A 23371-nucleotide genomic window follows, 5' to 3' on the forward strand; every position below is an offset into this window, starting at 1 on the left:
TTTCCCCCGGGTCCACGCCCCCCGCCCCCGCGGCGCCCGCGCCGCAGCCCCCGGCCGGGGGCTGCCTCTGTCTCCGCCCCGGCTGCCCCCGGCCGGGCGGCGGCGCACCGAGCGCGACACCAGCCCGAGAGGAAACGGCCGGCACGAGGGTGGGGAATCCCCGCTGAGGCCAGGCCGACAGAGTCCGCGCAGCCGAAAGAGATGCCTCCGGCGGGGGCGCTCAGACTCCGGGATGGATGGGGCGCCGTTGGCGAGTGCCGGCGGATTCGTGGTGAGCGTTGTGGGGCTCCCATCCCGACCACCTTCGACCCAGGCAGAGCCGAGCAGTCGCGGCCCAGGGCGTCAAGGTCGTTCGTACAGTGGCGCGCTCCACCTTGACGCCCTGAACCACGCCCGCTCCACGGTGTGTGGGTCGAAGGCGGACGGGATGGAAGCCGGGGTGAGCGGTGGGCTGAGGAAGTACGTGAAGCCCGCGGTTAGACCCAAATGGACCAGGCCCCAGCCGTGGTAGCCACTATCAAGCCTGCAACGGCAAGCCAGGCCGGACCACGGAGATCGTTCATCGCTTGCTGCCAGATGAGCCGCTGAGCCCACTCATAGGTGTACGTCAGGCGACCGACATTGAAGGCAGGCTCACGGATCGCATACATGGCCGCGCTTTGATCCCCAGAAGTCTCGTAAGTGCCCTCCGGGGCCTGGATCACACGATCAATTGCGTCCAGGTCTTCTACTAAGGCTTCGTAGTCGCGGCGGAGAGCCAGCCCGCCCCAGACGAGGGCAGCCAGCGGGAGTAGCCCACCTACAACAGTCAACAAGGTCAACGTCAGCTTCATACGCGGACTTTAGCGATCAGGCTTGCCTGAGTAGTACACAACGGAGCGAGGATGGCATCATCCACTGACCCTAAAAAGCGCGAACAGCGCTGTTCTGCACCGAACCACAACGGTCCGTCGGGCAGTCTCGCGGTTCACCACCATCTGAGGCCGGATGAATCCAGCCGGATGCCGCGAGGCGTAACCAGCGCTCCCGTCATGCAGCCCCTACATGCGAAGGCCCAGCGTGTTGGTTCAACCGAAATCGGGAGACATCAGTCACATCGCAGTGGGTTGTATCTGAATAAATCGGTCCGTCGCGGCACGCGGTGACGGAGTGCCACCAGGGGTTTTCCGTGGAATCGAAGGCGCTGGAAAAGGGAGCGGCACGCAGTGTCTGCGGAGAGAATGACACTGAGTCAGGCCTGTACCGTAATGTGATTGTCATAAGGCCGCCTTCGCTTCGAAGGCGGCCTAGACAGCTCGCGGGCGGGTGGAGCCGCCGAGAGCCAGGAGTCAAGGGAGTTCAACCTTGTCCATCGTGGACACTACCGCGCCCCCCACAGAAGGTAACCCTGGGGGCAGCCTTTTTGATCGACTCATGCTTTTGGACCACAACGGCCAGGAGTGCTGGTCGGCTCGCGACCTCCACATCCCCATGGGCTACGACAAGTGGGAACGCTACGAGGTAGCCATCAACCGGGCGATCGCAGCAGCCGAGAACAGCGGACTTAACCCGCTTGATCACTTTCGAGGAGCCTCGAAGGTGATCAACGGTGGCCGGTGGGGAAGGCAGAACGTATCCGACTTCCGCCTCACCCGCTATGCCTGCTACCTGATCGCCATGAACTGCGACCCGCGGAAGCCGGAGATCGCAGCGGCCCAGACGTACTTCGCGGTGAAGACTCGTGAGGCGGAGGTGATGCGGCAGCCTACCGATGTCTCCAGTCCAGAGGGCATCCTGGCTCTCGCCGAGGGGTACGTCGAGGCCGCACGCGAGCTCGTCTCGACTAAGAGGGAACTCGCGATCGCCGCGCCGAAGGCTGGCAGGTGGAGCGCCTTCTGCGACTCCGAAGGCCTTATCGACATGGCGGCTGCCGCGAAGGCTCTGAACAAGGTCACGGGTGGGCTCGGGCGAACGAAATTCATGGAGTTGCTGCGCCGCGAGGACATTCGCTTTCTGCAGATCCAGAACCCCCGCCTGCCCTACGAGTGCCATACCAAGGCCGGTCGCGCCGAGGTGAAGTTCGTGGAGACGCCCAACGGTCAGTGGGTGGAGCAGACCTTCTTCACCTCGAAGGGCCTGGACTGGCTCGTCGACCGGCTTGGGATGGCCTGACCGGCCCATGAGTGCGCCCGGTAGCGCCCATTAGGGGCCTCATAACGGCCGTTGCGATCGTCACGGACCGTTTCGGATAGAGCTACGGGTCGCAAGCGGTCTGACATCCACTGCTGACATCAACAGCGGTGGATGTCAGCGGCCATCGGAGCACCGGCCCAGCAGCGTCGTCATGAGGTGGTCGCTCTATCTCGGGCCACCGCTCGAACTCCTAAAGCGGGTGTCGCAGGTTCGAATCCTGCCGGGGGCACAAGCCAAAAGGCCCCGGACCGATCATGGTCCGGGGCCTTTGACATCCAGTTTTTTGACATCAACGGGTGCGGTCACTGACGACCGAGGCGCCTCTTGAGCAGCCGATCCATGTGACTGATGGCCTCGCGCTGCGTGTCCTGCCTGAGCGCGAACGCGATCCTGCACACCGCCAGCGGCCGGGCGGCGGGCAGCTTCCATCTCGCGCTCGCGGTCTCCCCGCAGGTGGTCGCCTTGTCGGTCACGGATGACTGAGGCACCGGCACGGCGCCGAATATCGAGCACCAGGACCAGGAGGCGGAGCACGGCCGAGGCCTGGGCATGGTCAGTGCGCTCGCCCACCGGGTCGTGGTCCACGACAGCGACAGCGGCCACCCGGTCACCGCGGAACTCTTCACCAGGGCTCGTCCGGGTGGCCACCCATGCTGATGGATCAACCGGAGCGCGGCTACTGATGCGAGTGCTGGACCGAAGCCTGCCCGAGAGAACGTGGCCGGCACTCCGGGCATCCTTCGACGCGTACTCAGTCACCCACGCAAGCACGCGCATCACCTGGACCATCCGACACGCGCTCTTCCTTCCGCTCGCTCACCGCCAGGGGCACCGAACTCCCAGCTTGCGCACGCGACTTCAAGCCCCAGCAGACCGACTGAGTTACAACTTTCTCTACTGGTTCAAGGCGTCGCGCCAGCGCGGCGCGCGCCGCAGCCCCCGGCCGGGGGCTGTCTCTGTCTCCGCCCCGGCTGCCCCCGGCAGGGCGGCGGCGCACCGAGCGCAACACCAGCCGGGAGAAAACGGCCGGCACGGGGTGGAGGAACCCCGCTGGGGCCGGCCGACAGGGTCCGAGCCGCTGAGAACATGCCTCGGCGGGGGCGCTCAGACTCCGGGATGGAGGGGGCGCCATAGGCGCCGCGTACAGCGAATCCAGATCCGGCCCAGCCACATCGCTCTGCTCCCCGGCTCCAGAGAGGAGTGTTGATAGCGGCAGCGAGATGACGGCGGTACAGCGAAAGCCCATGGCGCCGACGCCGGGACAGGGCAGGGCAGAGCGGGAAGACGTCGACAAGTACAGGCACAAGCCCAAGGGCAAGTGATCAAGGGGGCCCTGCGGGGCTCGCCCCTCGCTGCTTCCGTGCATCAGGCGGAGCCGCCGCCAGGCCTCTGAATGCGCGCCGCGAGGGCAGACGGCTGACGCCTCATCCGGCCTCGGAGTCCTCGTCGGGGGCCGGATTCATGAGCGGTGTGTCGGCGGGCGGACCGCCAGGCCCCGATATTCCTCCCGGCGGAGCAGCGCCGTCCGTCACGGTGTCTCCCCCCTCACCGGGCCGGGTGTCCTCGGAGCTGCGCGCGCTCGCGATACGAGCCGGGCGGCGGCCAGCCCGTTCCGAGCCCTGGTGACGAGTCCACCGTGCCGGTTCCCCACTTGTCGTGGGCTCGCAGGTCGGAGCCGACTGGCGGTGAGGGGCGTGAGCGAGATCAACGTGGCGGAAGAATGGCAGACAGTACGCTGAATCCAGCGGGATCGGGCCCGCAGCACATGTCCGGGAGGTGCTTCATGACGGCCGAGATGGTGGCCCCTGCGTGGATGCATGAGCAAATCACGGCGGAGGAGTACGCGTCCTGGTCCGAGGAGCAGTGCGCCGGGATCGAGATCGTGGACGGGATGGTCGTCGTGAGTCCGAGTGCGTCCAAGCGGCACAACCGGCTGGCCCGCATTCTGGCGAACGCCCTGGATGCCGCCGCGGGCCCGGAGTGGAACGCCGACACGGACTTCGATGTCCGGCTTCAGGACATCCCGCTCACCAATCGCCGCCCGGACGTCGTCGTGTACCGCGCAGACACGATCGACGTCACCCCCACCCGCCCTGAGCACGTGCTGCTCGTCGCAGAAGTGGTGTCGCCAGGCTCGGAGACCACCGACCGGGTCGTGAAGGTCGACCAGTACGCCAAGGCAGGCATCGGCTTCTACTGGCGGATCGAGCAGGCCGCGACAGGCGTTCCTCTCGTGTACACCTACGTTCTCGACCCCGCGACGAAGACCTACCGAGAAGGAGACGTGTTCACCGGCGTCCTCAAGGTAGCGGCCCCCTTCCCGGTGGAGATCGACCTCGGCCAGGTCTGACCAGGCGCTGCTCGGCAGCCAACAGCGCGTGAGCGATGCGTGAGCGGACGGCCCGATACATGGCGGCCTGAGCCGGAGCAGAGGGCTCGCCGCGGGGTTCTGACCAAGGGGAACAGCACCGCGCAGCAGCGCCAGGCATCCCCCGGCAAGGATTCGATCCCACTCCTCAAGCGGGTGTCGCAGGTTCGAATCCTGCCGGGGCCACAAGCGAAAAGACCCTCAGCCGATCATGGCTGGGGGTCTTTGACATCTACGGCTGACATCAACGGGTGTGTGGGCGAAGGCGGCCCGGATGGGAGCCGGGGCAGGTAGGGGGTTCACGGGCATCCGCCGGTGCGGTTCACAAGAGCCACCCGTGCCGACGCCGGGCCCTACGGTGGCCCAACGCCTCCAATCTCAGAGGAAATACAGAGCTTTCGGCAGCTGGTGCGGCCTTGCAACCTGCGTTAGACCACTAGTGTCATGTCCATGAAACCTGAGGTTCCTCGCCAGGTTTCTAAAGCAGAGGAGTAACCCCCATGAACTTCTCACCAGCACTGACGTTACGCACCGTGCGCCCTCTCGTGCAGGCTGCGTTTCGCCTGGTGACCGGCTTCCTCTTCGCCTGTCACGGCGCGGCATCCCTGTTCGGGGTCCTGGGTGGCGCCCACGGTGGCGGCACGGTGCCCATCCTCCAGTGGCCCAGTTGGTGGGCCGCAGTCATTGAACTGGCGGGTGGAACCCTGGTAGCGCTAGGCCTGTACACGCGGACGGCGGCCATCATCTGCTCCGGGTCCATGGCCTACGCCTACTTCAACGTCCACCAGCCGAATGCGCTGCTTCCTGTCGACAACGGGGGCGAGCCAGCCGTCCTGTTCTGCTGGACTTTCCTGCTGATCGCCTGCCTCGGTCCCGGTGCCTACGCAGTCGGCGCGCTCCTGAAGAGAGGCACGACCACTCCGGCAGACGGCGCGGCACGAGTGCCCACCGCGTAGTCTCCGCCGCCAACACCCGCAACGCACTGGAGCAACGGCCTCACCCGCGATTGGTCGGGTGAGGCCGTAAGCAGCTGACACGAAACCTCCGAGTCCGTACAGCAACGGAGTACGGCAACGGACCGGTGTACCCCAGGAGGCACTTCAACCGGCCTCGGACTCCTCGTTCGGCGCCGTCTACGTCAGCGGGTGAGCGGGCGGGTGAGCGGGCGGGCCGGAACCGCCCGAATATCGCCCGACGGATCGACATCATCCGTGGGTTCATCGGCCTCTCCGGCTGAACGTCCGCTCCGGGCTCGGGCTCCCGGGACACCCGCGTGCCTGAGCGCTGTCCATGACGGCAGTTGTCTACGTCAGCAGATCGACGAGCCGTTCGCGGACGTTGTCCTTGCCCGTCTCCGGATCCGGCACCAGCTTTTCGCGGTCTGCGGGGTCCCGGGCAAGGACGTGCAGTCGCCCGCCGCTGCGGGCCAGCACCAGGTCCCTGCTGTTGCCTGCCGTCTCGGCCGATCCCAGCGCCGTGTAGTCGGTGACGGTGATCAATGCTGAACGCTCGGCGGCAGCGAGCACGGCATCCGTGTCCACTGCCTCATCGGGGTCCGCCGAGGAGCCTCGTGGCAGCCACTCGGTGAGCATGTTCAGGGCCACGTCGAGCTTGTACAGGCCCATCTGGTGCACGCCGAGCGCGTCGATGCGGACCATGAGGCAGATGCGCTCGGGCTGGGGGAGCAACAGGATCCGCCACGGCTCACCCGGGCCCGACCCGGTCGTGCGGGCATCGAGCACCTTGCGGGCCCTTTGCTGGAACGCCAGGGCGATGCCCAGGTCTCCCTGTACCTGCACCTGCTCGCCCGTGTCACCTGCCAGCAGCAGTTGGCGTGCCGCCAGCGACCGGACGGCCTCGGCGATCACTTCGTCCGACGGCCTGGCCTCCAGGAAGTCCACGATCGCGTCCACCGCGGTGAGCTCCGCGATGGTGTACGCACCGAGCAGCACCGGTCCCGTGTTCACCAGGTTCACCACGGCCGCCACCAGCCCCGAGGGGACGGACGCCGCATCCGCGTCCGACGGCGGCGTAGGGGGGACATCGCGCTGATCGTCGCTCATGTCCCTCCCGGCTGCGACAGTCCCACGACAGGCGGCACGCGACTCTCCCGCAGAACCGCGGCGGCACTGCGGGAGAGGGTCTCGGTCACCCACACCTCGGAGTTGCCGAACAGCCCACGGCCCGCCCTGCCGCCCAGCGACTGCCCCAGCTCGCCGGCCAGGTCCTCCCGGTCCGGGGGCGGGAACCGAGCTGCCAGGTCCTCGGAAACGGCAGTGACGTCGTCGGCTTCCTCGATCCGGCGGAGGGCCTGAGTCAGCAACCGCGCGACCGGAGGCGTCAGGGACGTCGGCATGGCCACGACCGGCGCCAGGTACAGCGGGCGCCGCTCGGTCATCCGGGACAGCCCCCAGGGCCCGACATTGCTGCGCGTGATCCGGTACACCACGTAGTCCACAAGGTGGCGAAGGTCGCTCACACGGGGCAACCTCCGCCCGCCGAAGGCGGCCGGTGTCTTCTCCAACTGCACCCAGGTGCCCTGGGCGGTGCGCCCGTGCAGCTTCTCCCGCACCACGTCCCCGCGCATCCCGATGTCGGGATAGAGCGTCTTGTCGATGTCCCGGTGGTGGCTGGACAGACGCTCGTGACTCACCTTGGCGAACCGCCAGTCCTCGTACAACTGCGGTTCGTCCACCAGCACATGGCCGCCGCACAGCACGTCGTGCAACTGGGGCACCTGTAGTCCGTGGCGCTCCAGATCCGAAAGGATCGCCGCTTCCTCCGGACTGAGGCGGCGCGCGGCCGCGACCAGCCCTTTTCGGTAGGCTCCCGCCCGCGCCGTGATCTCGATCATGAGCCGGACCCGGGTGCGCACCTCCTCGGTCCGCTGGGCGCGCACACTGTCCGGAGCCGCCCGGGCGGGCCGCCTCAGGTGCGTGACCGATGCCAGTGAGTGCTTTCGCTCCACCTCGCCAGTACAGCACGGCCTGCCCTTGCACGCACCAGCTCAACTCCATGGCCGGGGCGGTGCAGGGCACGGGACAGCAGATGTGCACCGCTTCGGAGGCACGCCGGTCCGGTGCTGTTCCTCGATCCCGCACAGACCACCCCACGTCCACGCGGCTAGCTAACGGCCAGTTTCGCGTGGCGGGTGGCAACAGCCCGATGTCGGCCTGCCGGGGTGTTCCGGTGGTGCCTGCCTCTCGTACGGTCATGAAGTACGAACCGGTGGGCAGGAACCGGCCTTCCGCGCGACCCCGCTCGCTGACGACCAGGCGCACCGTCCCCAAGCCCAGTGGGCACACGATCAGGCCCCCGGGCCGTACCTGTTCCAGCCAGGCAGCTGGGATCGTGCTGAATCCGCAGGTGGCCATCAGCCGGTCGTACGGAGCGCGGGCCGGGTACCCGTCGCGGCCGTCCCCGGCAACGACGAATGGGGTGTATCCGCATCGGCGCAGCCTCGTCCTCGCCAGGCTTGCCAGCGACGGGTCGACCTCCACCGTGACCACCTGGTGACTGCCCAGGCGCTCCGAAAGGAGCGCCGCGTTGTAACCGGTGCCGGTCGCGATCTCCAGGACCCGGTGACCGTCGGCCGCGTCGAGTGCCTGGAGCATGACGAGCATCAGGCCCGGTGCGGTCGAGGATGACGTGGCCACCCCGTCCGTCAGCTGCGTAGCCAGCGCGTCGTCCGTGTACACCAGGTCGAGCCAGTCCGAATCTTCGGATGTCACGCGCCGCTGCCCCTCATCTGCCAGGGTCCAGAACGCGGGCACGAACGGTTCGCGCGGCACGGCCTCGAACACCTTTCGCCACGGCGGGTCGGACAGTTGGCCACTGGCCTCCACAGCGTCAGCCAGCGCCGCACGCAGTTCCTCCGCGCGCTCTTCGGTATGCGTCATCAGTGCTGAGAGTAGCCGGGCCGGGAGCGGCCGGCTTCGGTGCCGGCACCCGCGGCCTAGTCGATCCGCCGCTCCAGGTCCGCGTCTCCTGGCCACTGGACCGCGACCATCGCCACGTCGTCGCTGAGCTTGGTGGCGGCGTAGCGCTCCAGGTCCTCCCGGATGGCCCGCAGCAGCTGGGCCGGAGAGCGGCCACGCAGAGCGGCGAGTCGTTCCGCGAGCGGGTAGAAGGCGCCCTTCGCGTCGCGGGTCTCGATCACTCCGTCGGTGTAGAGGAGCAGGATGTCGCCCCTCCCCACCGGGCAGGTACCCGGCTCCTGCGGGTCCTGGCCGAGATCGCCCAGGCCGAGGGGCAGAGCGGGAACGTCCGAAGTCAGCGTGCGTACCCCGTCCTCGCGCAGCAGGAGTGGCGGGGGGTGCCCGCAGCTGACGAAACGCAGGGTCCGACCGCTGTCCTGCACATCGACCACCACGGCGGTGATGAAGCTCTCCGGGCCGACCGGGCCGGGCGGAGGCGTCGGCGTGCCGGACGGTTTCGGCATAGACATGGCAAGGTCTGCCATGTCCTCGCGGATGGCGCAGTCGAGGTTCGCGGGCAGCTGCCGCAAGGGGACGCGATGCCTGGCGGCGCGCCGGAAGGCACCGATCAGGAACCCGGCCAGCTCCGTGGCCCCCAGCCCTTTGCCCTGCACGTCCCCCACGATCAGTCTGGTGTCACCGCCGTCGAGGCGGGCCACCGCATAAAGGTCCCCGCCGATGGCCGATTCGTCGTCGGCGGCCAAGTACATCGACGCGAGCGTCAGCGAGCCCAGGCGCTCCGGCAGCGGCGGCATGAGCGCCAGCTGGGTCACCGCGGCCACCCACCGGGCCTGGGCGAGCTCACGCTCGCGCCGTGTGCGCGCGGCGGCCGCCAGTACGGAAACTCCGCTGATCAGCACCATGGTGATCAGCACAATGGTGAAGTTATCGGTGCCCAGCTGGGCGTTGTTACTGCCCGCTGCCACGGCGGCCGCGATGGCGGCGACGGCCACCAGGAATACGGGTACGGCGGCCAGGAACACGGCGGACAGCGCGGGCACCGCCACCAACAGGCCGGCGATCCGCACGCGCGAGCCACCCAGCTCGTCGAACGCCAGCAGAACACCTACGAGCAGCAGCGCAGCAACGAACCGGGCCGTTGGGGAGCGCATCATCTGTGGCCCCCGCGGCTGACCCGGCCCTTCGCTTGGCCCCATGGAACAAAGCTACTCATATCCCCGCCGGAGCGCTCGGTCGTACGGCCCTGATCGAGGCAGCGCCCAGCAGCTTGAAACAGCCACCGGCGAGTCCCGCGACGGAACGGGGCAACGCCGCAGCGCGGGCGCCGTCGCCCCCGTCGTGGCCGCCACCGCGAAGCTTCAGGCACCGACCTTGTTGCAGTGCGACCGGGACTTCGGGTGCAGGGCCGTGGTAACCGGCCAGGCGCCACCGGGGTACGGCCCTGAAGCCGGTGAACAACCCCCCCTCAGTCCCCCTCCCTCAGTCCCTCCCTCAGCCCCTCCCTCAGTCCGCCACCCGCAGGAACGCCGAGGTCGACGCGGTGCCCAGTAGCTCGAAGCGGGAGCCGGGCCGGGACAGGTGCTGGTCGGCGGCCTGCTTGACCTCGTGCCAGCGGGCATCGCCGTAGTCGTCGATGACGATGGTCCCGCCGGGGGCGGCGATCTTCTCGGCCCATTCCAGGTCGGCGCGCACGCCCTCGGCGGAGTGGTCGCCGTCCACCACGATCACGCCGTACTCACGGTCGGAGACCTGCGTGCGTACGTCGTCGTCGCCGGAGAAGCCCCGCACGACACGGGCCTCGGCGCCGGGCGTTCCGCCGAAGGCCAGGTTGGCGCGGAGGACGTCCAAACGCACCGGGGTGCCCGTCGGGTCGGCCGCCTCCCGGGTGCCGGGCTGGAGCTGGCTGCCGGCCAGCGGGTCCACGATCGTCAGCCGGGGCTCGATGCCGGCCCGGTGCAGCATCCGGAGCAGCGACGCCGCGAACAACCCGTAGAGCGTGCCGATCTCCAGTACGTCCGGGTGGTCGGCGGGTGCGAGCAGCGGGACGGTGGCGAGCTTGCCGCATACGTTCTGCGTCGAGCCCGCGAGGCGGCCGACGCCGAGCATTTCCAGCGCGATCACGTTCCGGTAGGCGAGCACGACATTGCGGCGCGCGACGGCCCTCGGCGCGCCGGTCACCGCGGCCACCTGGCCGACCAGGGCGTCGAGTTGAGCGGTGGTCGGGGTGCGGGGGCCGCTGCGGGCGGTTCCGTCGACGAGCAGTCCGAGCGAGCCGTGCTCGGCGCGCAGCGTCGCCACCTCCCGCCTGAGTTCTTCGATCTCGGGGCGCAGCCGGTTCGTGTGGCGCGTCACGCGCCGGTCGACGAGTTCGGCGGCGGGTCGCAGGACCCGCCGGGCCAGCGGATTTTTCGATAGAGCGAACATGCCGCGGAACTTACGTCAGCTGTTCCTCCCGGCGGACCACGTGCACATGGTGGTCGGATGAATGCTTCGTGACGCCGAGTCGACGGGAGAACACCGCGATGGCGATAAGCACGAGAACGGCAGCGGAACCGGTTGCTCCGCCTGCCTTCAGGCCCGGCGGCCGGAACGAGCAGTCCACCGTGTCGCCGCCGTGCAGTGGCGCGGCGACCAGGCCCAGGTACGACGTGGCGGGCCGCCCGTCGCACGTCCAGCCTGCGATACGGGGTGCGGACAGCACGGCGTAACCGGTGGTGGCGTGGGGCAGTACGGCGTGCACCCCGTTGCCGGTGACCCGCAGGGATACGGCGGCCGACTTCTTCAGGCGGTCGACGGCGGCGGCGAGCCTGCCGCGGTCGAGGCAGCCGACGCTCCAGTCCGCCGGCGCCTCCGGGCGGCCCGCCTTGTCGTGGAAGGTGATCCGTGCGCCCGCCTCGCGCACGGCGCCGAGCGGGGTGACGGCGGCCCGGAACTTCGGCAGCGCACCGCGGAGTTCGACCGCCGGGCCGGAGCCGAGGCGCGCCGTGCCCCAGAAGTCGGGCGCCGACAGGTACGCCTCGCGGCCCACCGGGCACACCCGGGAGGCCGGCACGGTGTAGACGGCCGCGCCGAGCAGCGCCTCCTGGTTGCGGAACGGTGAGGAGCCGTAGCGCGGCCTGCCGGTCGACGGGTCGGTGCCCTCGCCGGTGGCGAACCCGGCGGGCAGCGTCGGTGGCCGTACGGTGACCAGCGGCGGCACGTCCTCGCGGACGGTGACCGGGGCGCTGCCCGGTTCGGTCCGCAGCCGGGCGCCCACCGAGAAGACCGCGTCGGTGACGGGGTTGTCGAGGCTCTGGATGACGCGTCCGCCCGAGGTCCAGCCCGCGCCGAGTGCGCGCATCATCGTCGTGTAGGTGTCCGCCGTCATGCTGCTGTAGTAACCGGCGCCCTCGCCGCCGAGGAGCAGCGGGTCGTTCGAACTGACCTGGGCGCGGCCGGGGTCGGTGCGGTAGGCGGGCCAGCCGTCGGCCTTCTTCACGGCGGCCGCACGGGCCGTGTGGTCGGGGCCCCAGGTCGGGTACGCCGCGAACTTCACGAGCTTGGCGTGGTCGCCGTACGCCATGGCCGTGGTGGCCTGCCCGAGCAGGCTGCCGAGCAGCAGGACGGCGGCCGCGGCCGTCGAGCCACGGCCGCGGCGCCGCCCCAGCAGCAGACCGGCGCCCGCACCGGCCACCGCGAGGACGAAGAGCGCCAGGGACGGCTTGCTGGACAGCGCGTTCGACGCGGCGCCGAGCCAGAGCACCGCCAGCAGTCCGGCGCCGTACAGCACCGGCCGCACACCGGGCCTGCCCCGGGACAGCGCGGTCCACGCGGCCATCACCACCACTCCGGCCGGCACGAACGTCTCCCGGTACGGGCTGCCGTTGGGTATCGCGAAGGCGTGCCAGGCGAGGCTGGTGGGGCCCCACTGCAGGGACACCGCCACGGCGACCACCAGGGCGACCCAGCCGAGGCGTTCCCGGGCGGGGACCTTCCGGTCGAAGGCGAGCCCGCCGGCGAGCAGCAGGGCGCCGGCCCCGACGAAGACGGCCGGGGAGAGGAAGCTGTACGTGCCGGGCATCGTCCTGGCCAGCACAGCGGTCCACGGCGACGGCGAGAAGACGGTCGTGGCGCCGGGGGAGGCGTGCCTGGTGCCCAGGTACACGGGCAGCAGCACGGGCGCGGCGAGCGCGACGCCCAGCGCGACCCGCCAGGCCGCCCTGCCGACGGTGCGCGCCCGCTCCCGCGAGGAGGTGTCGCGGTCCAGCAGCAGCCGCAGGACCAGCACCAGGGCGGCGCCGAGGGTCGCCATGTAGGCGGTGTAGAAGTTGGCGACCCAGACGAGCGCGACGATCAGCGGGCCGAGGACGGGACGGCGCGCGGTACGTGCCCATTCGCCCACCAGGCACAGCAGCGGGAAGGCGATCAGGCCGTCCAGCCACATCGGGTTGTACGAGGCCTCGATGAGCGACCACCCGCAGAGCGCGTAGGTGGCGCCCAGGAGCGTGGCGGCCCACCACGGGGCGGTGCAGGGGGCGTTACGGGCGGAGTTCCCCGGAATGGGCCCGGGATGCTCGTTCGTACGGGTCAGTCTCGGCAGGACGGCCGTCATGGCTGCGGCGGCCGCGGCCATCTTGAGCACGGTGACGACATACACCGCGAGATCGATCCGATCACGCGGGAACAAGCCCACCAGCAGGGCGAACGGACTGGTCAGGTAAGTCCCGAGGTCGGGCAGCGAGGCCGCGCCGAACCCGGACTGCCAGTTGAGCAGCAGCCCGCCGTGTGCCGTGCCGTGCAGCAGGTCCCACAGGTGGGCGTGGAACGGTACGAACTGCGCCCCGAGGTCGTTGATGGCGCGGCTGTGCGGACCGAAGGGGTACTGACGTGCGACGGCGTCACCGGCACATACGGCAACCGCGGTGATCAGGGCGGCGAGGGCGGGGCTACGACCATGCACGAGGCCGCGTACAACGCCGCGCACGAGGCCGCGTACACCGCCGCGTACGGATTCCAGGGTGGGCATGGAAATCGAATATTCCATCCCCCGCGCGAGAACAGGGCAATGGGCCGGATTCGTTCATGAGTCAGCTGCGGGAAGTTCATGTTTGTCCACCCCTCCGGTCATGCCGGTCGGGTGTTGTTTATCCGTGCTGATCTCGATAGTTGTCCCGTGTTTCAATGAAGCGGAAATCATCGAACGCTTCCACCACCATGTGACCAGGGAACTCGTCACGATGACCCAGGACATGGGCCACGAATTCGAAATCGTCTATGTGGACGACGGAAGCACGGACGCCACCCTCGAACTGCTCGAGGCGTGCGCACGGGCGGACCCGCGCGGACGGTACATCTCCTTCAGCCGGAACTTCGGCAAGGAAGCCGCGATGCTCGCGGGCCTCCAGCACGCGACCGGCGATGCGGTGGTCATCATGGACGCCGACCTCCAGCACCCGCCGGAGCTCGTCCGCCGCATGCTCGAACTGCACACCCAGGGCTACGACCAGGTCATCGCCCAGCGCACCCGTAAGGGCGACCGGGTCACCAGAACCCTCATGGCACGCGCCTACTACTGGCTGATCAACCACCTCGTGGACGTCGAACTGGTCGACGGAGTCGGCGACTTCCGGCTCCTCTCGCGCCGCACCGTGGACGCGGTACTGCGACTGTCCGAGAACAACCGCTTTTCCAAAGGCCTGTTCGCCTGGGTCGGCTTCCGCACGACGACGTTCGCGTACGAGAACGCGGTGCGTGAGCAGGGCCGTTCGAAGTGGAGCTTCGGCAAGCTCCTCAACTACGGCCTCGACGGACTCATTTCCTTCAACAACAAACCGCTGCGCGCCGCCCTCTACCTCGGTTTCCTGCTTCTCTCGCTCGCGATGCTGTATGCGGCGTGGATCGTGGTCGCGACCCTCGTCAACGGCGTCGACACGCCCGGCTACGCGACCCTGCTCGTCGCGATCACGGCGCTGTCCGGCGTGCAGATGGTCATGATCGGGGTGGTGGGCGAGTACGTGGGCCGCATCTACTACGAGGTGAAGCGCCGCCCGCACTACCTGGTGGCGGCCACCGACCAGGACGTGCGGCGCCAGGCGGAGCCGCCCACGGCCCGCACGACCACGGAGCGGGACCGCGGGGAGCTGATCCGCGGATGACGGGCCGCCGGATAACGGGCCAGCTGATCAGGTTCGCCCTGGTCGGAGCGGTCAACACCGGTACGTACTACGCGTGTTACCTGGCGCTGTTGCACGCGGCGGGGCTGCCGTACGTCGTCGCGCACGTCCTCGCCTTCCTCCTGAGCATGGTCGGCTCGTTCTTCCTGAACAGCCGCTTCACGTACCGGACCCCGCCGACCCTGCGGAAGTTCCTGCTCTTTCCGCTGACCAACGTGGCGAACTTCGCCATCACCACCGGCGGTGTCTATCTGCTGGTCGATCGGCTCGGCATGAACGACACCTACGCACCCTTGATCGCGGCGGCGGCCGCCATCCCCATCACTTTCGTGGTGTCCCGCACGATCATGCTGCGACCGGAACCCCGGACGCTCACGGACGCCTGGTGAGGATGCACACGCCGCGATGCCCGGCCCCTGCTGGGGGCGGGCACCGCGGTCGTTTCTCGCAGTGCGGAGTTCAGTGCTGCAGCTGCGGCGATCCGGCCGCGGACCGGGTGACGCGCTGGGAGCTGCGGTAGATGGAAATGCCCAGGGCGAGCAGCCAGTAGCTGAGGATCGCGCCCATCAGGGCGGTGGTCGCCCAGCCGTTCGCCGCGTAGAAGTGCGCGGGGCTGTTGCCGAAGAACAGGGACGGTACGAACGCCAGGTTGACCGCTGCCAGGACGTAGGCCGACCGGCTGGTCCAGCGCGGCAGCAGGTTGGTGTGCGAGATGGCGTAGCCCACCGCGGTCAGGAAGAAAGCCAGCATCAGGCGGGAGATCGAGCCGTAGAGGATGTAGGTGCCGCTGACGGTGATGGTCGGGTCGATCGGGTGGTCGGTGGCGATCACCGCGCCGGCCTCCAGTCCGCTGGAGACCAGGGTGACCGTTGCGTAGACCAGTCCCGCGGCGAAGGCCATCGAGCCGACCCATTCGTAGGCGGGATCCACACGCTTGACCAGTTCGCGGAAGGCGGTCACGAACATGACCATGAACGCGAGGGCGACGATGCCGATCAGCAGCCGGGCCAGGACGTTCGCGTCCGGCGGCGGGCCCGAGTAGAGGAAATACAGCGGCACCTCGATGATGAGAGCGGCCGCGGTGGCGAGGCCGGCGAGGCCGGTCAGGCGCCTGGCGAAGGTTTCGTTCATGGGTGTCCCCCAAGGGTCCGTGCGGTGGATTCCTCGTCGGCCCTCGTGCCGACGTGATGAATCCTGCCGAGAGCGGCGGTTGTCGTCGCTGGGTCTGGGACCCGGATCCGGGGTGGTCCTACGGACACCCTCCTGGGGGGAGTGGGTCTCCGCGACGCGGACCCGATGCGGCACGCGTACGGCCGGTGGGCTGCCGGGGAGCTCAGCCGCCCGGTGTCACCGTGTGCTGGAGTTCGGTGGGGCACGGGGTTCCGCGGGGCAGCTGGTAGGGCGACGCCACGTGGTAGACGCCGGCCTTCGGGGCGAGGAGTTCCGTCCACTCGTCACCGTCGGCGTCCTTGTCGGTCTTCATCAGGCAGCCGTGGACGTTGGCGAAAGCCTTCGGTTCCCCGTCGGTCCGCTGTTTGGACGCGTCCGTCTCCTTGGGGCGCGGGAGGCTCTTGCCGTGGTCGTCCACCAGGCCGAGCCACGGGGAGTACGGAACGCGGATCAGCACCCGGCCCGCCGCCTTCACCTTGATGGTCAGCTCGCCCTCCGCGGCGCGCTGTACCGTCGCCGGCGGTTCGGCCATCGGGGTCGGTGCGTCCACGGCGAGCAGCTGCCAGTTGGCGTCGCCCCAGACCCGCTTCAGATACGGCTGGCCGTCCTGGACCAGTTTCTCCTCCTGAGTGCCTCCGGAGGAGTCGGGCGCGCCCTTCGGCAGAACCACGTACCGCACGGCCCAGCGGTTGAGCCAGGTCCGGTAGTTGTCGGCGTCCAGGGTGTCGTCGTAGAAGAGCGGGTTGCGCTCCATGTCGGCCTGGCGGTTCCAGCCGCGTGCGAGGTTGACGTACGGTGCGAGCGCCGATGCCTCGCGGTGGCTGCTGGCGGGGACGACCTCCACCCGGCCCTTGTCCGCGCCCACCTTCTCCAGCTGGTTCACCAGCGGGGCGAGTTCGCGCGTCCAGGAAGCGGCGGGCGCGGTGCGCACGATGTCGTCGACGCTCTTGAAGCCGATCCAGGCGTTGAGGCCGAGGAAGGCGATCCCCACCGCATACCACTTGCGCGAGCGCGGCACCGTGTAAGGGAGGGCGGCCAGCATCACCACCCCGGCGAAGAGCATCGGGAGGCGCGATATGTTCGAGCCGATCTCGGAGGAGATCAGCCAGGTCAGCAGCACGCCCAGGGCGTAGACGGCCGCGCCGGTACGGACCGTGCGCCAGTCCTTGGGGACCAGGCACAGTATGAGGACGCCGTAGAGGAACGGCAGCGAGGCCGTTCCCACCGACATCGGCTGGGTGCCCGAGAAGGGGAACAGCCAGGCGGAGAGCGCCACGACGGCGACCGGTGCGAGGCCGACGGCATATGCCCCCGGACGGCGCTTGTTGAGGAAGAGCGCAGCCGCGACCACGCCGAGGAACAGCCCGGCGACCGGACTGCTCGCGGTGGCGATCCCGGCGAGGGGGGCGGCCACTGCGGCCTTCGCCCAGCGTTTCGTTCGCCAGCGGTGGGGCCAGCAGAACACCGCGGCGACCGAGGCGAGGGCGAACATGGTGCCGAGCCCGAAGGTCACCCGGCCGGACATCGCGTTGCACAGGAAGGCGAAGTCGGCGGCGAGCGCGCAGACCAGCGGATTGCGGACGGCGCGGACCCGGACCAGGATCAGCGCGGTCAGCACCGCCGAGACCGTACCGGCGATCATCATCGTGGTGCGGACGCCGAGCAGCGACATCAGATAGGGCGAGACCACGCTGTACGAAACGGGGTGCATCCCGCCGTACCAGGCGAGGTTGTACGCGGAGGCCGGGTGACGGCCGACGAACTCGGACCAGGCGTCCTGCGCGGCGAGGTCGCCGCCACTGTTCGCGAAGAAGAAGAACCAGACGATGTGCGCCACGGCGGCCACCGCGGTCGCGGTGACGACGGGGTGGCCCTTCGCCCACGTCCAGCCCCGGTCGGCGCCCGGCCACCGTGCGGCCGTCCGGCCCCGCGCGGGCAGGGCTGTCCCGGCCCCGGCGGGGCTGCGCCTGTCTTCTTCACACGTCGGCTCTGCAGTGGTCACCAAGGCTCGCTTCTCCCGCGAATGTCCCGCGAATCTCCTGCGAAGGAGGACGCCGTCCCTGCGCCCGGAGTTGCCCCCAGCGACGCTAACACGTACGAAATAGGCTGCCGCCGCGGTCAGGAGATCCGGCGGCGGCAGCCTGGTGATGTCGGCCCGGTCTCAGCCGAGCCGCGTCAGCTTGGCTCCGAAGCCGGGGGCGGCCAGGTCCTTCTGCAGCGCGACGGGCGCGGACACCATGCCGGGGCCCGAGCCGACCGTCAGCCGGCCGACCACGGTGCCCGCCTTCGCCGCATGCGGAACGGTCTTGCCGGTGTCCCCGATGTGCAGGTCGGCCTGCAGACCGGGCCAGCCGACCGCCTTGAGCTCCTTCGTGGCGACGACCGGTGTCTTCCCGCCCAGCCCGTCGTCCACGTACCCCACGACCTCACCCTTCTTCACGACCGTGGCCGATGTGACGTCCTGCTGCGCGGACTGGATCAGCTTGTAACTGTTGTCGATCGCCCGCTGCAGCTTCGAGTCCAGCGTGGTGCCGGTCTTCTGGCCCATCACCACACCGACGATCCGCCGTGACTTGCCGTCGACGATCGTGTCCGCGGCCCAGAGCAGGTTACCGCCGGCCGGAGTGGACGAACCGGTCTTCACGCCGCTCACGCCGGGCTTCAGCAACAGCCGGTTGTTGTTGTAGATCATGTTCGGGATCCCCGGGATCTTGATCTGCGGGGTGTTGACGATCTCCCGGAACACATCGTTCCGCATGACCGACTTGGCCAGTTTCAGCTGGTCAGGGGCGGTGCTGACGGTGGTCGCGGTGAGGCCGCTGGGGTCGGTGTACGTGGTGTCGGCCATCCCGAGATCGGCGGCGGCGTCGTTCATCTTCTTGACGAAGTCCTTGGTCGGACCGTCCCAGCGGGACAGCAGCCGCGCGGCGTTGTTGCCCGAGGGGATCATCAGCAGTTCGAGCATCTGCTTCTCGGTGTACTGCTGCCCCTCCTTGATCGGAGCGGTCGACTCGTCGGGAGAGTTGGCCTCCTGTCCCGCCTGCTTGTCCACAGTGATCTTCGGTCCGGTCTGCTTGCCGGTGAGCGGGTGATCGTGGAGCACCACGTACGCCGTCATCACCTTGGCCATGCTCGCGGTCGGCGCCGGCTGCACCTTCCCGTGCGTACCGAGGCTGCCGACCCCGTCGACCTCCACGGCCGACTGGCCCTCGTCCGGCCAGGGCAGGTTCAGCCCGCCCTTGAAGGTGTACGTGGAGTCAGCGGTGAGCCCGAGCTGAGGAGCCGGCAGCGGCCGCACGGCCTGCACGATCGCAAAGATGATCACCAACAGCAGGACCAGCGGCGTCCAGATCTTGAACCGCCGCAGCACGGTGCGCACCGGAGTCTGCGGCGGAGGCGGGGTGTTGGTCAGCTCGGCCAGCAGATCGAGCGGCGGCTTGGGCGGCAGCGGCTGCTGCCGGGTCCGCTCGACGACGTCCGGTTGCGCGGCCGCCTCGGCGGACGTGGCAGCCGAAGACGGCTTCGCCGCCCAGTTCGGAACGGCGGGCTTCTTCCGCTCGCCGGGTACGTCGTCGGGGCGCAGCGGGACGAAGGTGCTGCGCTTCAGGGCGGTGGTGGGCTGGTCCACGGCGGGCCGCTTGGGCATCCGGAACACGCCGGTGGGCTGATCGACGGGCGGCGGGTCGGCCGCGACCGCGGTTTCGCTGTCCGGGGCGTCGTCGTCGGTCTCGGCAGCGGCCTCGTCGGCGTCCTTGTCGCCGTCCTGGTCGCCGTCCCTGTCGCCGTCCTGGTCGGCGCTACCGCTGCCGGTGTCCGGGGCGGTGTCCGATTGCGGGCCTGCCGCCGAGGCGACCGCGTCGGCGGACGCACCGCTACCCGCGTCGGCGCCGGAGTCAGGAGCGTCGCCCTCGGTCGCGTTCGCCGCGGCCTCGGCGTCTTCGTCGGGCTTCGGGTCCACCGTCGAGGCAACGTCAGCATCGCAACGCGCATCGGCATCGGAGTCCGCGTCGGCATCGGCATCGGCATCGGCATCGACAGCAGCCGGGGTATCCACGGCGTCGGCATCGGCCTCTGTGCGGGCCGCCGTGCCGGTGGCGGCGCCCGGAGCTCCACCCGCGGTCTCCGCGCCCTCTGTGGCGGCTTCAGCGCCGCCCTCGGCGTCGTCCGGTACGTCCTCGGCGGGCTCATCGCCGCCGTCCTCCTCGGCTGCGGGCCGGGAAGCGGCAGGCTCGTCGTCGCCCTCCGCGCCGTCCACATCGCCCGCGTCGTCCACATCGTCCGCGTCGTCCGCGTCGTCCACGTCGTCCACGTCGTCCGCGGCCGGTTCGTCCGCACCCGCCGGCGCGTCGTCATCCGAACCGTCCCCGTCGGACGGCAGGTCCGCCGCCGCAGGGGCGTCGTCGACCTCGGGCGAGGTCGCCTGAGGCAGCACCCGGGTGCGCTCGACCTCCGGCGTGTCCGCACCCACGTCCGCACCCGCGCCGGACGACGGCACATCCGTATCCGTATCCGCACCGGACACCGAGTCCGCGCCGGACGGCGAATCCGCACCGGCGACCCACGCCGCCACCGCCTCCCGCAGTCGCGCGTCGCCCGACTGCGATCCGGTCACCGCCCGATCGTCCGGATCAGGCACCGCCCGGAAGACCGCAAGCCGCGGATCGCTTGTGCCCGAAGTCGCCGCCCCCGACGACTTCCGCTGCTCCGACTTCTCGGGGGACTCGCCCGCCACCGATGCCTCCTGGATACGCCGCGCGGGAATTCCCGCCTGTCCGAACCATCTACCAGTGTCCTGTGTGGGCGCTTAACCGCCGCACCGGACGAGAACGACATAGGTATCGATTACCGCACGAAACACCCAGGCGCTCTCGACAGACCAATGTGAGAGGGGTCACCCTGTCATTCATCCACGCGGGGAGGCATGGATGGGCAAGAGCCGTAGAACGATTCCGGAAGAGCTTCTACTGCTCGCTCTGGACCCGACCACGGGTACCACAGCGCAGCCGCAGTCGCTCGACCTCGGCCTAGCCGGGGCCCAGCTAGTAGAGCTGGCTCTGGCAGGACGGATAGCCCCTGATGGGGATCGTATCGCCGTGGTGATGGCACGGCCGACCGGAGATCCGACACTGGACTCCGCACTGGAACTGCTGCGCAGACGCGGCAGCCCGGTTCGGGCGGTCCACTGGATTGGCGGCCCCCGACTGGGGCTGCGCCAGATTTACCTCGCTCATCTGGAGCGGTGCGGCATGGTGCATGCCGTGGCGGGCCAGATGTGCGGAGTGCTGCCGACGACTCGCTACCAGGCGACGGAGACGGCAATCAGCAGGGACATCAGGTCCCGGCTGGACAGTGCGATCCGCACCGGCGTACCGCCGGACCCGCGGACCGCGGCGCTCGCCGCGCTCGCTCACGCAGTGGGGCTCGGCAAGCACCTCTACCCCGGCAACGAGGGGCGTTCATCGCGCTCCCGCCTCCGGGATCTGATCAGGCACGATCCCATGGGCGGCCTCGTGGCACACGCCGTGATGGACGTTCAGAACGGCGCGGCCGCACAGCCGCGACGGGCAGCACCCGCACCAGTCAGCAGTGCACCGATGCAGTCGCACCACGGGTCCATGGCCCACGGGTCGATGGCCCACGGGTCGATGGCTCACGTGGCAGCGCACTGAATCGACTACTGACGACTGGCCGCACTGACGACCGGGCCCCGGCCCGGAGACGGAGCACCAGTCCGCCGCACCGACGTCCCCACAGACCCGGTTCGGGAGCCGCATGACGCGCGGGGCCGGCACACAGCCGGCCCCGCGCGCTCACTCTCTGGCCATTTCCCAGCGCAGTGCGTTGCATTGGTGGCAACCTTCTGAGCACCAAGGCAGTAAGCAGGCCACAAAGCCGGAGGTGCAGTTCCCGTGGCGTCCAACGTCAATCCCACTGTCAGGCGACGCCGACTGGGTCAGGAGCTCCGCAAACTGCGCGAGCAGAAGAACATGACGGCCGAGCAGGTCGCGGAGCGCCTACTGGTCTCCCAGTCGAAGATCAGCCGTCTGGAGAACGGCCGCCGTTCCATCAGTCAGCGCGATGTCCGCGATCTCTGCGGGGTATATGAGGTCGAGGACCACCGCATCGTCGATTCGCTGATGCAGATGGCCAAGGACTCCCGCCAGCAAGGCTGGTGGCACGCTTTCGGCGACATCCCGTACAGCGTCTACATCGGCCTGGAGACCGACGCCGCCTCGATCCGGGTGTACGAGTCGCAGGTCCTTCCGGGCCTGCTGCAGACGCGTCGCTACGCGGAGGCGCTCATCACCGGCGCCATGCCGGAGACGTCGACGACCGACATCGAGAAGCGCGTCCAGGTCCGGCTGCGCCGCCAGGACCGGCTGCAGGCAGCTGACTCCCCGCTGCGGCTGTGGGCCGTGCTCGACGAGGCGACACTGCGCCGGGTCGTCGGAGACCGGCAGTCGATGATCGAGCAGTTGGAGTCCCTGATCGAATGGTCGCAGCTGCCTCATGTCACCTTGCAGGTGCTGCCGTTCGAGGTGGGCGCTCATCCGGGAGTCACCGGGCAGTACGCGATTCTGGAGTTCCCCGATGCGGGGGATTCGAGTGTCGTCTACATCGAGGGCGTCACCAGCGACCTCTACCTGGAAAAGGCGCCGGACGTGCAGCGGTACAGCGTGATGTACGAGCACCTGCGGGCCCAGGCTCTCAACGCGGATCAGACACGTCAGTTCATTTCGGACGTAGCCAAGGAATTCGCCCGCTGAAACGGCAATGCGCAAGACGTCGGCGGACGATACACCGCACGACACCCCGGTGGAAGACTCCAGAGGTATATGCCATCCGGTCGAGTGAACGCCCGTCTCACGAAGGCACGTTGACGAGTAGCGTCAATCGCGCCATCAAGAACGGTGGCACCACTGGACACTGGCTAGACCGGAGCGAACATGGCAATTCAGCAGGGTGCAGACGAGAAGTGGATCAAGTCATCCTATTCCGCGGGAAACGGCGCATGCGTCGAGGTCAAATCCCCCGCTGTGCAGACCATTTCGGTAAGGGATTCCAAGGTCACCGCGGGGCCGCGTCTCGATTTCGCCCCCGGATCATGGACTGCGTTCGTCACAGATGTGAGCCGGGGCGCCTCCGAACTCGCCTGATGCCTCAGGCCCTTCCCGCCGCGCGACAGACAGAGCCCTCTCGACTGGATCGCCGTCCCGGCCGAGGGGGCTCGGCCCGTACGTCGACGCGGTTACAGGAGCGAAGCAGTCCGGAACCCCTCCTGATCTCGGCCGCACGGGACCCGCATCCCGTGCGGCCGTTCTGTATGAGCACGCACTGACCACGCATGACGAAGTGTTCGCCCATGGTGTGGCCCCCGTCACTGCGAGAACAACTGCCCCACGGGTCAAGAGCAGGCAAAATCGTTCTAGTTGCTGATCTGCGTTCATGCTTGTGACCACGGAACTCTTGACCGACCCTCCGGACGGAGGGTTCAATCCGTGCTGTCCCCTTCTCCCGCACGGGGGCGCCGCCCGCTCGACGTACTGGCGAAGTGCTCCCCGTTCATCCCG

17 protein-coding genes, 1 tRNA gene and 3 pseudogenes are annotated in these 23371 nt (G+C 68.9%); 11 read left to right on the plus strand and 10 right to left on the minus strand.

Annotated elements, in window-relative coordinates:
* Positions 1-476: 476 nt before the first annotated feature.
* Positions 477-833 carry a hypothetical protein gene (locus AB0M87_RS31650; protein WP_365859109.1) on the minus strand — a complete coding sequence of 119 codons (357 nt, stop codon included), beginning with the start codon at positions 831-833 and terminating at the stop codon, positions 477-479.
* Between the two features lie 520 nt (positions 834-1353).
* Between AB0M87_RS31650 and AB0M87_RS31655 the strand changes: the two genes are divergently transcribed.
* From AB0M87_RS31655 to AB0M87_RS31675, 5 genes and pseudogenes are all read left to right on the plus strand, one after another.
* A complete protein-coding gene (locus AB0M87_RS31655; protein ID WP_365859165.1) occupies positions 1354-2151 on the plus strand; it encodes a phage antirepressor KilAC domain-containing protein in 798 nt (265 codons plus the stop codon).
* 369 nt (positions 2152-2520) lie between these two features.
* Positions 2521-2829: pseudogene (locus tag AB0M87_RS31660) on the plus strand (ATP-binding protein).
* Between the two features lie 1126 nt (positions 2830-3955).
* The gene (locus tag AB0M87_RS31665; RefSeq protein ID WP_365859111.1) at positions 3956-4522 is read left to right on the plus strand and encodes a Uma2 family endonuclease; all 567 of its coding nucleotides are present in this window, start codon (positions 3956-3958) and stop codon (positions 4520-4522) included.
* A gap of 134 nt (positions 4523-4656) precedes the next feature.
* Positions 4657-4726, plus strand: a tRNA-Glu gene (locus AB0M87_RS31670).
* Between the two features lie 314 nt (positions 4727-5040).
* A complete protein-coding gene (locus AB0M87_RS31675) occupies positions 5041-5496 on the plus strand; it encodes a DoxX family protein (protein WP_365859113.1) in 456 nt (151 codons plus the stop codon).
* A 348-nt stretch (positions 5497-5844) separates the two neighbouring features.
* Here the strand turns inward: AB0M87_RS31675 and AB0M87_RS31680 are convergent, their stop codons facing one another.
* From AB0M87_RS31680 to AB0M87_RS31695, 4 genes and pseudogenes are all read right to left on the minus strand, one after another.
* Positions 5845-6603, minus strand: coding sequence for a hypothetical protein (locus AB0M87_RS31680; RefSeq protein WP_365859171.1), 759 nt, complete (start codon positions 6601-6603; stop codon positions 5845-5847).
* Positions 6600-7508, minus strand: coding sequence for a hypothetical protein (locus AB0M87_RS31685; protein WP_365859173.1), 909 nt, complete (start codon positions 7506-7508; stop codon positions 6600-6602). Before AB0M87_RS31685 ends, AB0M87_RS31680 begins: the two co-directional genes overlap by 4 nt.
* Positions 7509-7884: 376 nt before the next feature.
* Positions 7885-8439: pseudogene (locus AB0M87_RS31690) on the minus strand (methyltransferase domain-containing protein); the annotation flags it as partial.
* Positions 8440-8495: 56 nt separating this feature from the next.
* A complete protein-coding gene (locus AB0M87_RS31695) occupies positions 8496-9632 on the minus strand; it encodes a PP2C family protein-serine/threonine phosphatase (RefSeq protein WP_365859115.1) in 1137 nt (378 codons plus the stop codon).
* A 148-nt stretch (positions 9633-9780) separates the two neighbouring features.
* On the opposite strand from AB0M87_RS31695, the pseudogene AB0M87_RS31700 reads away from it, so the two are divergent.
* Positions 9781-9933: pseudogene (locus tag AB0M87_RS31700) on the plus strand (VapC toxin family PIN domain ribonuclease); the annotation flags it as partial.
* 48 nt (positions 9934-9981) lie between these two features.
* Here AB0M87_RS31700 and AB0M87_RS31705 read toward each other — a convergent pair.
* Positions 9982-10902: a class I SAM-dependent methyltransferase gene (locus AB0M87_RS31705; RefSeq protein WP_365859117.1), complete on the minus strand. Its 921-nt coding sequence runs from the start codon at positions 10900-10902 to the stop codon at positions 9982-9984.
* Positions 10903-10912: 10 nt separating this feature from the next.
* A complete protein-coding gene (locus AB0M87_RS31710) occupies positions 10913-13483 on the minus strand; it encodes a YfhO family protein (RefSeq protein ID WP_365859119.1) in 2571 nt (856 codons plus the stop codon).
* A 124-nt stretch (positions 13484-13607) separates the two neighbouring features.
* On the opposite strand from AB0M87_RS31710, the gene AB0M87_RS31715 reads away from it, so the two are divergent.
* Together AB0M87_RS31715 and AB0M87_RS31720 are read left to right on the plus strand one after the other, a co-directional pair.
* On the plus strand, positions 13608-14612 hold the full coding sequence (locus AB0M87_RS31715; RefSeq protein WP_365859121.1) for a glycosyltransferase family 2 protein: 1005 nt from the start codon (positions 13608-13610) through the stop codon (positions 14610-14612).
* Entirely contained in the window at positions 14609-15019 is a 411-nt protein-coding gene (locus tag AB0M87_RS31720; RefSeq protein WP_365859123.1) for a GtrA family protein, read from the plus strand. Before AB0M87_RS31715 ends, AB0M87_RS31720 begins: the two co-directional genes overlap by 4 nt.
* A 70-nt stretch (positions 15020-15089) precedes the next feature.
* On the opposite strand, the gene AB0M87_RS31725 is transcribed toward AB0M87_RS31720, so the two are convergent.
* From AB0M87_RS31725 to AB0M87_RS31735, 3 genes are all read right to left on the minus strand, one after another.
* A complete protein-coding gene (locus AB0M87_RS31725) occupies positions 15090-15761 on the minus strand; it encodes a hypothetical protein (RefSeq protein WP_365859125.1) in 672 nt (223 codons plus the stop codon).
* A 202-nt stretch (positions 15762-15963) separates the two neighbouring features.
* The gene (locus tag AB0M87_RS31730; RefSeq protein WP_365859167.1) at positions 15964-17646 is read right to left on the minus strand and encodes an MFS transporter; all 1683 of its coding nucleotides are present in this window, start codon (positions 17644-17646) and stop codon (positions 15964-15966) included.
* Positions 17647-17961: 315 nt separating this feature from the next.
* Positions 17962-20532 carry a serine hydrolase gene (locus tag AB0M87_RS31735; protein ID WP_365859127.1) on the minus strand — a complete coding sequence of 857 codons (2571 nt, stop codon included), beginning with the start codon at positions 20530-20532 and terminating at the stop codon, positions 17962-17964.
* 193 nt (positions 20533-20725) lie between these two features.
* Between AB0M87_RS31735 and AB0M87_RS31740 the strand changes: the two genes are divergently transcribed.
* The 3 genes from AB0M87_RS31740 (at position 20726) to AB0M87_RS31750 (ending at position 22957) form a co-directional block, all read left to right on the plus strand.
* Positions 20726-21469: a GPP34 family phosphoprotein gene (locus tag AB0M87_RS31740; protein WP_365859129.1), complete on the plus strand. Its 744-nt coding sequence runs from the start codon at positions 20726-20728 to the stop codon at positions 21467-21469.
* A 240-nt stretch (positions 21470-21709) separates the two neighbouring features.
* Positions 21710-22567, plus strand: coding sequence for a helix-turn-helix transcriptional regulator (locus AB0M87_RS31745; protein WP_365859131.1), 858 nt, complete (start codon positions 21710-21712; stop codon positions 22565-22567).
* Between the two features lie 180 nt (positions 22568-22747).
* Positions 22748-22957, plus strand: a complete 210-nt coding sequence (locus tag AB0M87_RS31750; RefSeq protein WP_365859133.1) for a DUF397 domain-containing protein — start codon at positions 22748-22750, stop codon at positions 22955-22957.
* The last annotated feature ends 414 nt before the right edge of the window (positions 22958-23371 follow it).

The sequence above is a fragment of the Streptomyces sp. NPDC051320 genome (assembly GCF_040682175.1).
In the GTDB taxonomy this organism is placed as follows: domain Bacteria; phylum Actinomycetota; class Actinomycetes; order Streptomycetales; family Streptomycetaceae; genus Streptomyces.

Coding starts and splice junctions, on each gene's coding strand:
- AB0M87_RS31705 (WP_365859117.1), bottom strand. CDS start 10,902: ATGTTCGCTCTATCGAAAAATCCGCTGGCCCGGCGGGTCCTGCGACCC.
- AB0M87_RS31740 (WP_365859129.1), top strand. CDS start 20,726: ATGGGCAAGAGCCGTAGAACGATTCCGGAAGAGCTTCTACTGCTCGCT.
- AB0M87_RS31650 (WP_365859109.1), bottom strand. CDS start 833: ATGAAGCTGACGTTGACCTTGTTGACTGTTGTAGGTGGGCTACTCCCG.
- AB0M87_RS31720 (WP_365859123.1), top strand. CDS start 14,609: ATGACGGGCCGCCGGATAACGGGCCAGCTGATCAGGTTCGCCCTGGTC.
- AB0M87_RS31725 (WP_365859125.1), bottom strand. CDS start 15,761: ATGAACGAAACCTTCGCCAGGCGCCTGACCGGCCTCGCCGGCCTCGCC.
- AB0M87_RS31675 (WP_365859113.1), top strand. CDS start 5,041: ATGAACTTCTCACCAGCACTGACGTTACGCACCGTGCGCCCTCTCGTG.
- AB0M87_RS31710 (WP_365859119.1), bottom strand. CDS start 13,483: ATGCCCACCCTGGAATCCGTACGCGGCGGTGTACGCGGCCTCGTGCGC.
- AB0M87_RS31695 (WP_365859115.1), bottom strand. CDS start 9,632: ATGATGCGCTCCCCAACGGCCCGGTTCGTTGCTGCGCTGCTGCTCGTA.
- AB0M87_RS31680 (WP_365859171.1), bottom strand. CDS start 6,603: ATGAGCGACGATCAGCGCGATGTCCCCCCTACGCCGCCGTCGGACGCG.
- AB0M87_RS31750 (WP_365859133.1), top strand. CDS start 22,748: ATGGCAATTCAGCAGGGTGCAGACGAGAAGTGGATCAAGTCATCCTAT.
- AB0M87_RS31665 (WP_365859111.1), top strand. CDS start 3,956: ATGACGGCCGAGATGGTGGCCCCTGCGTGGATGCATGAGCAAATCACG.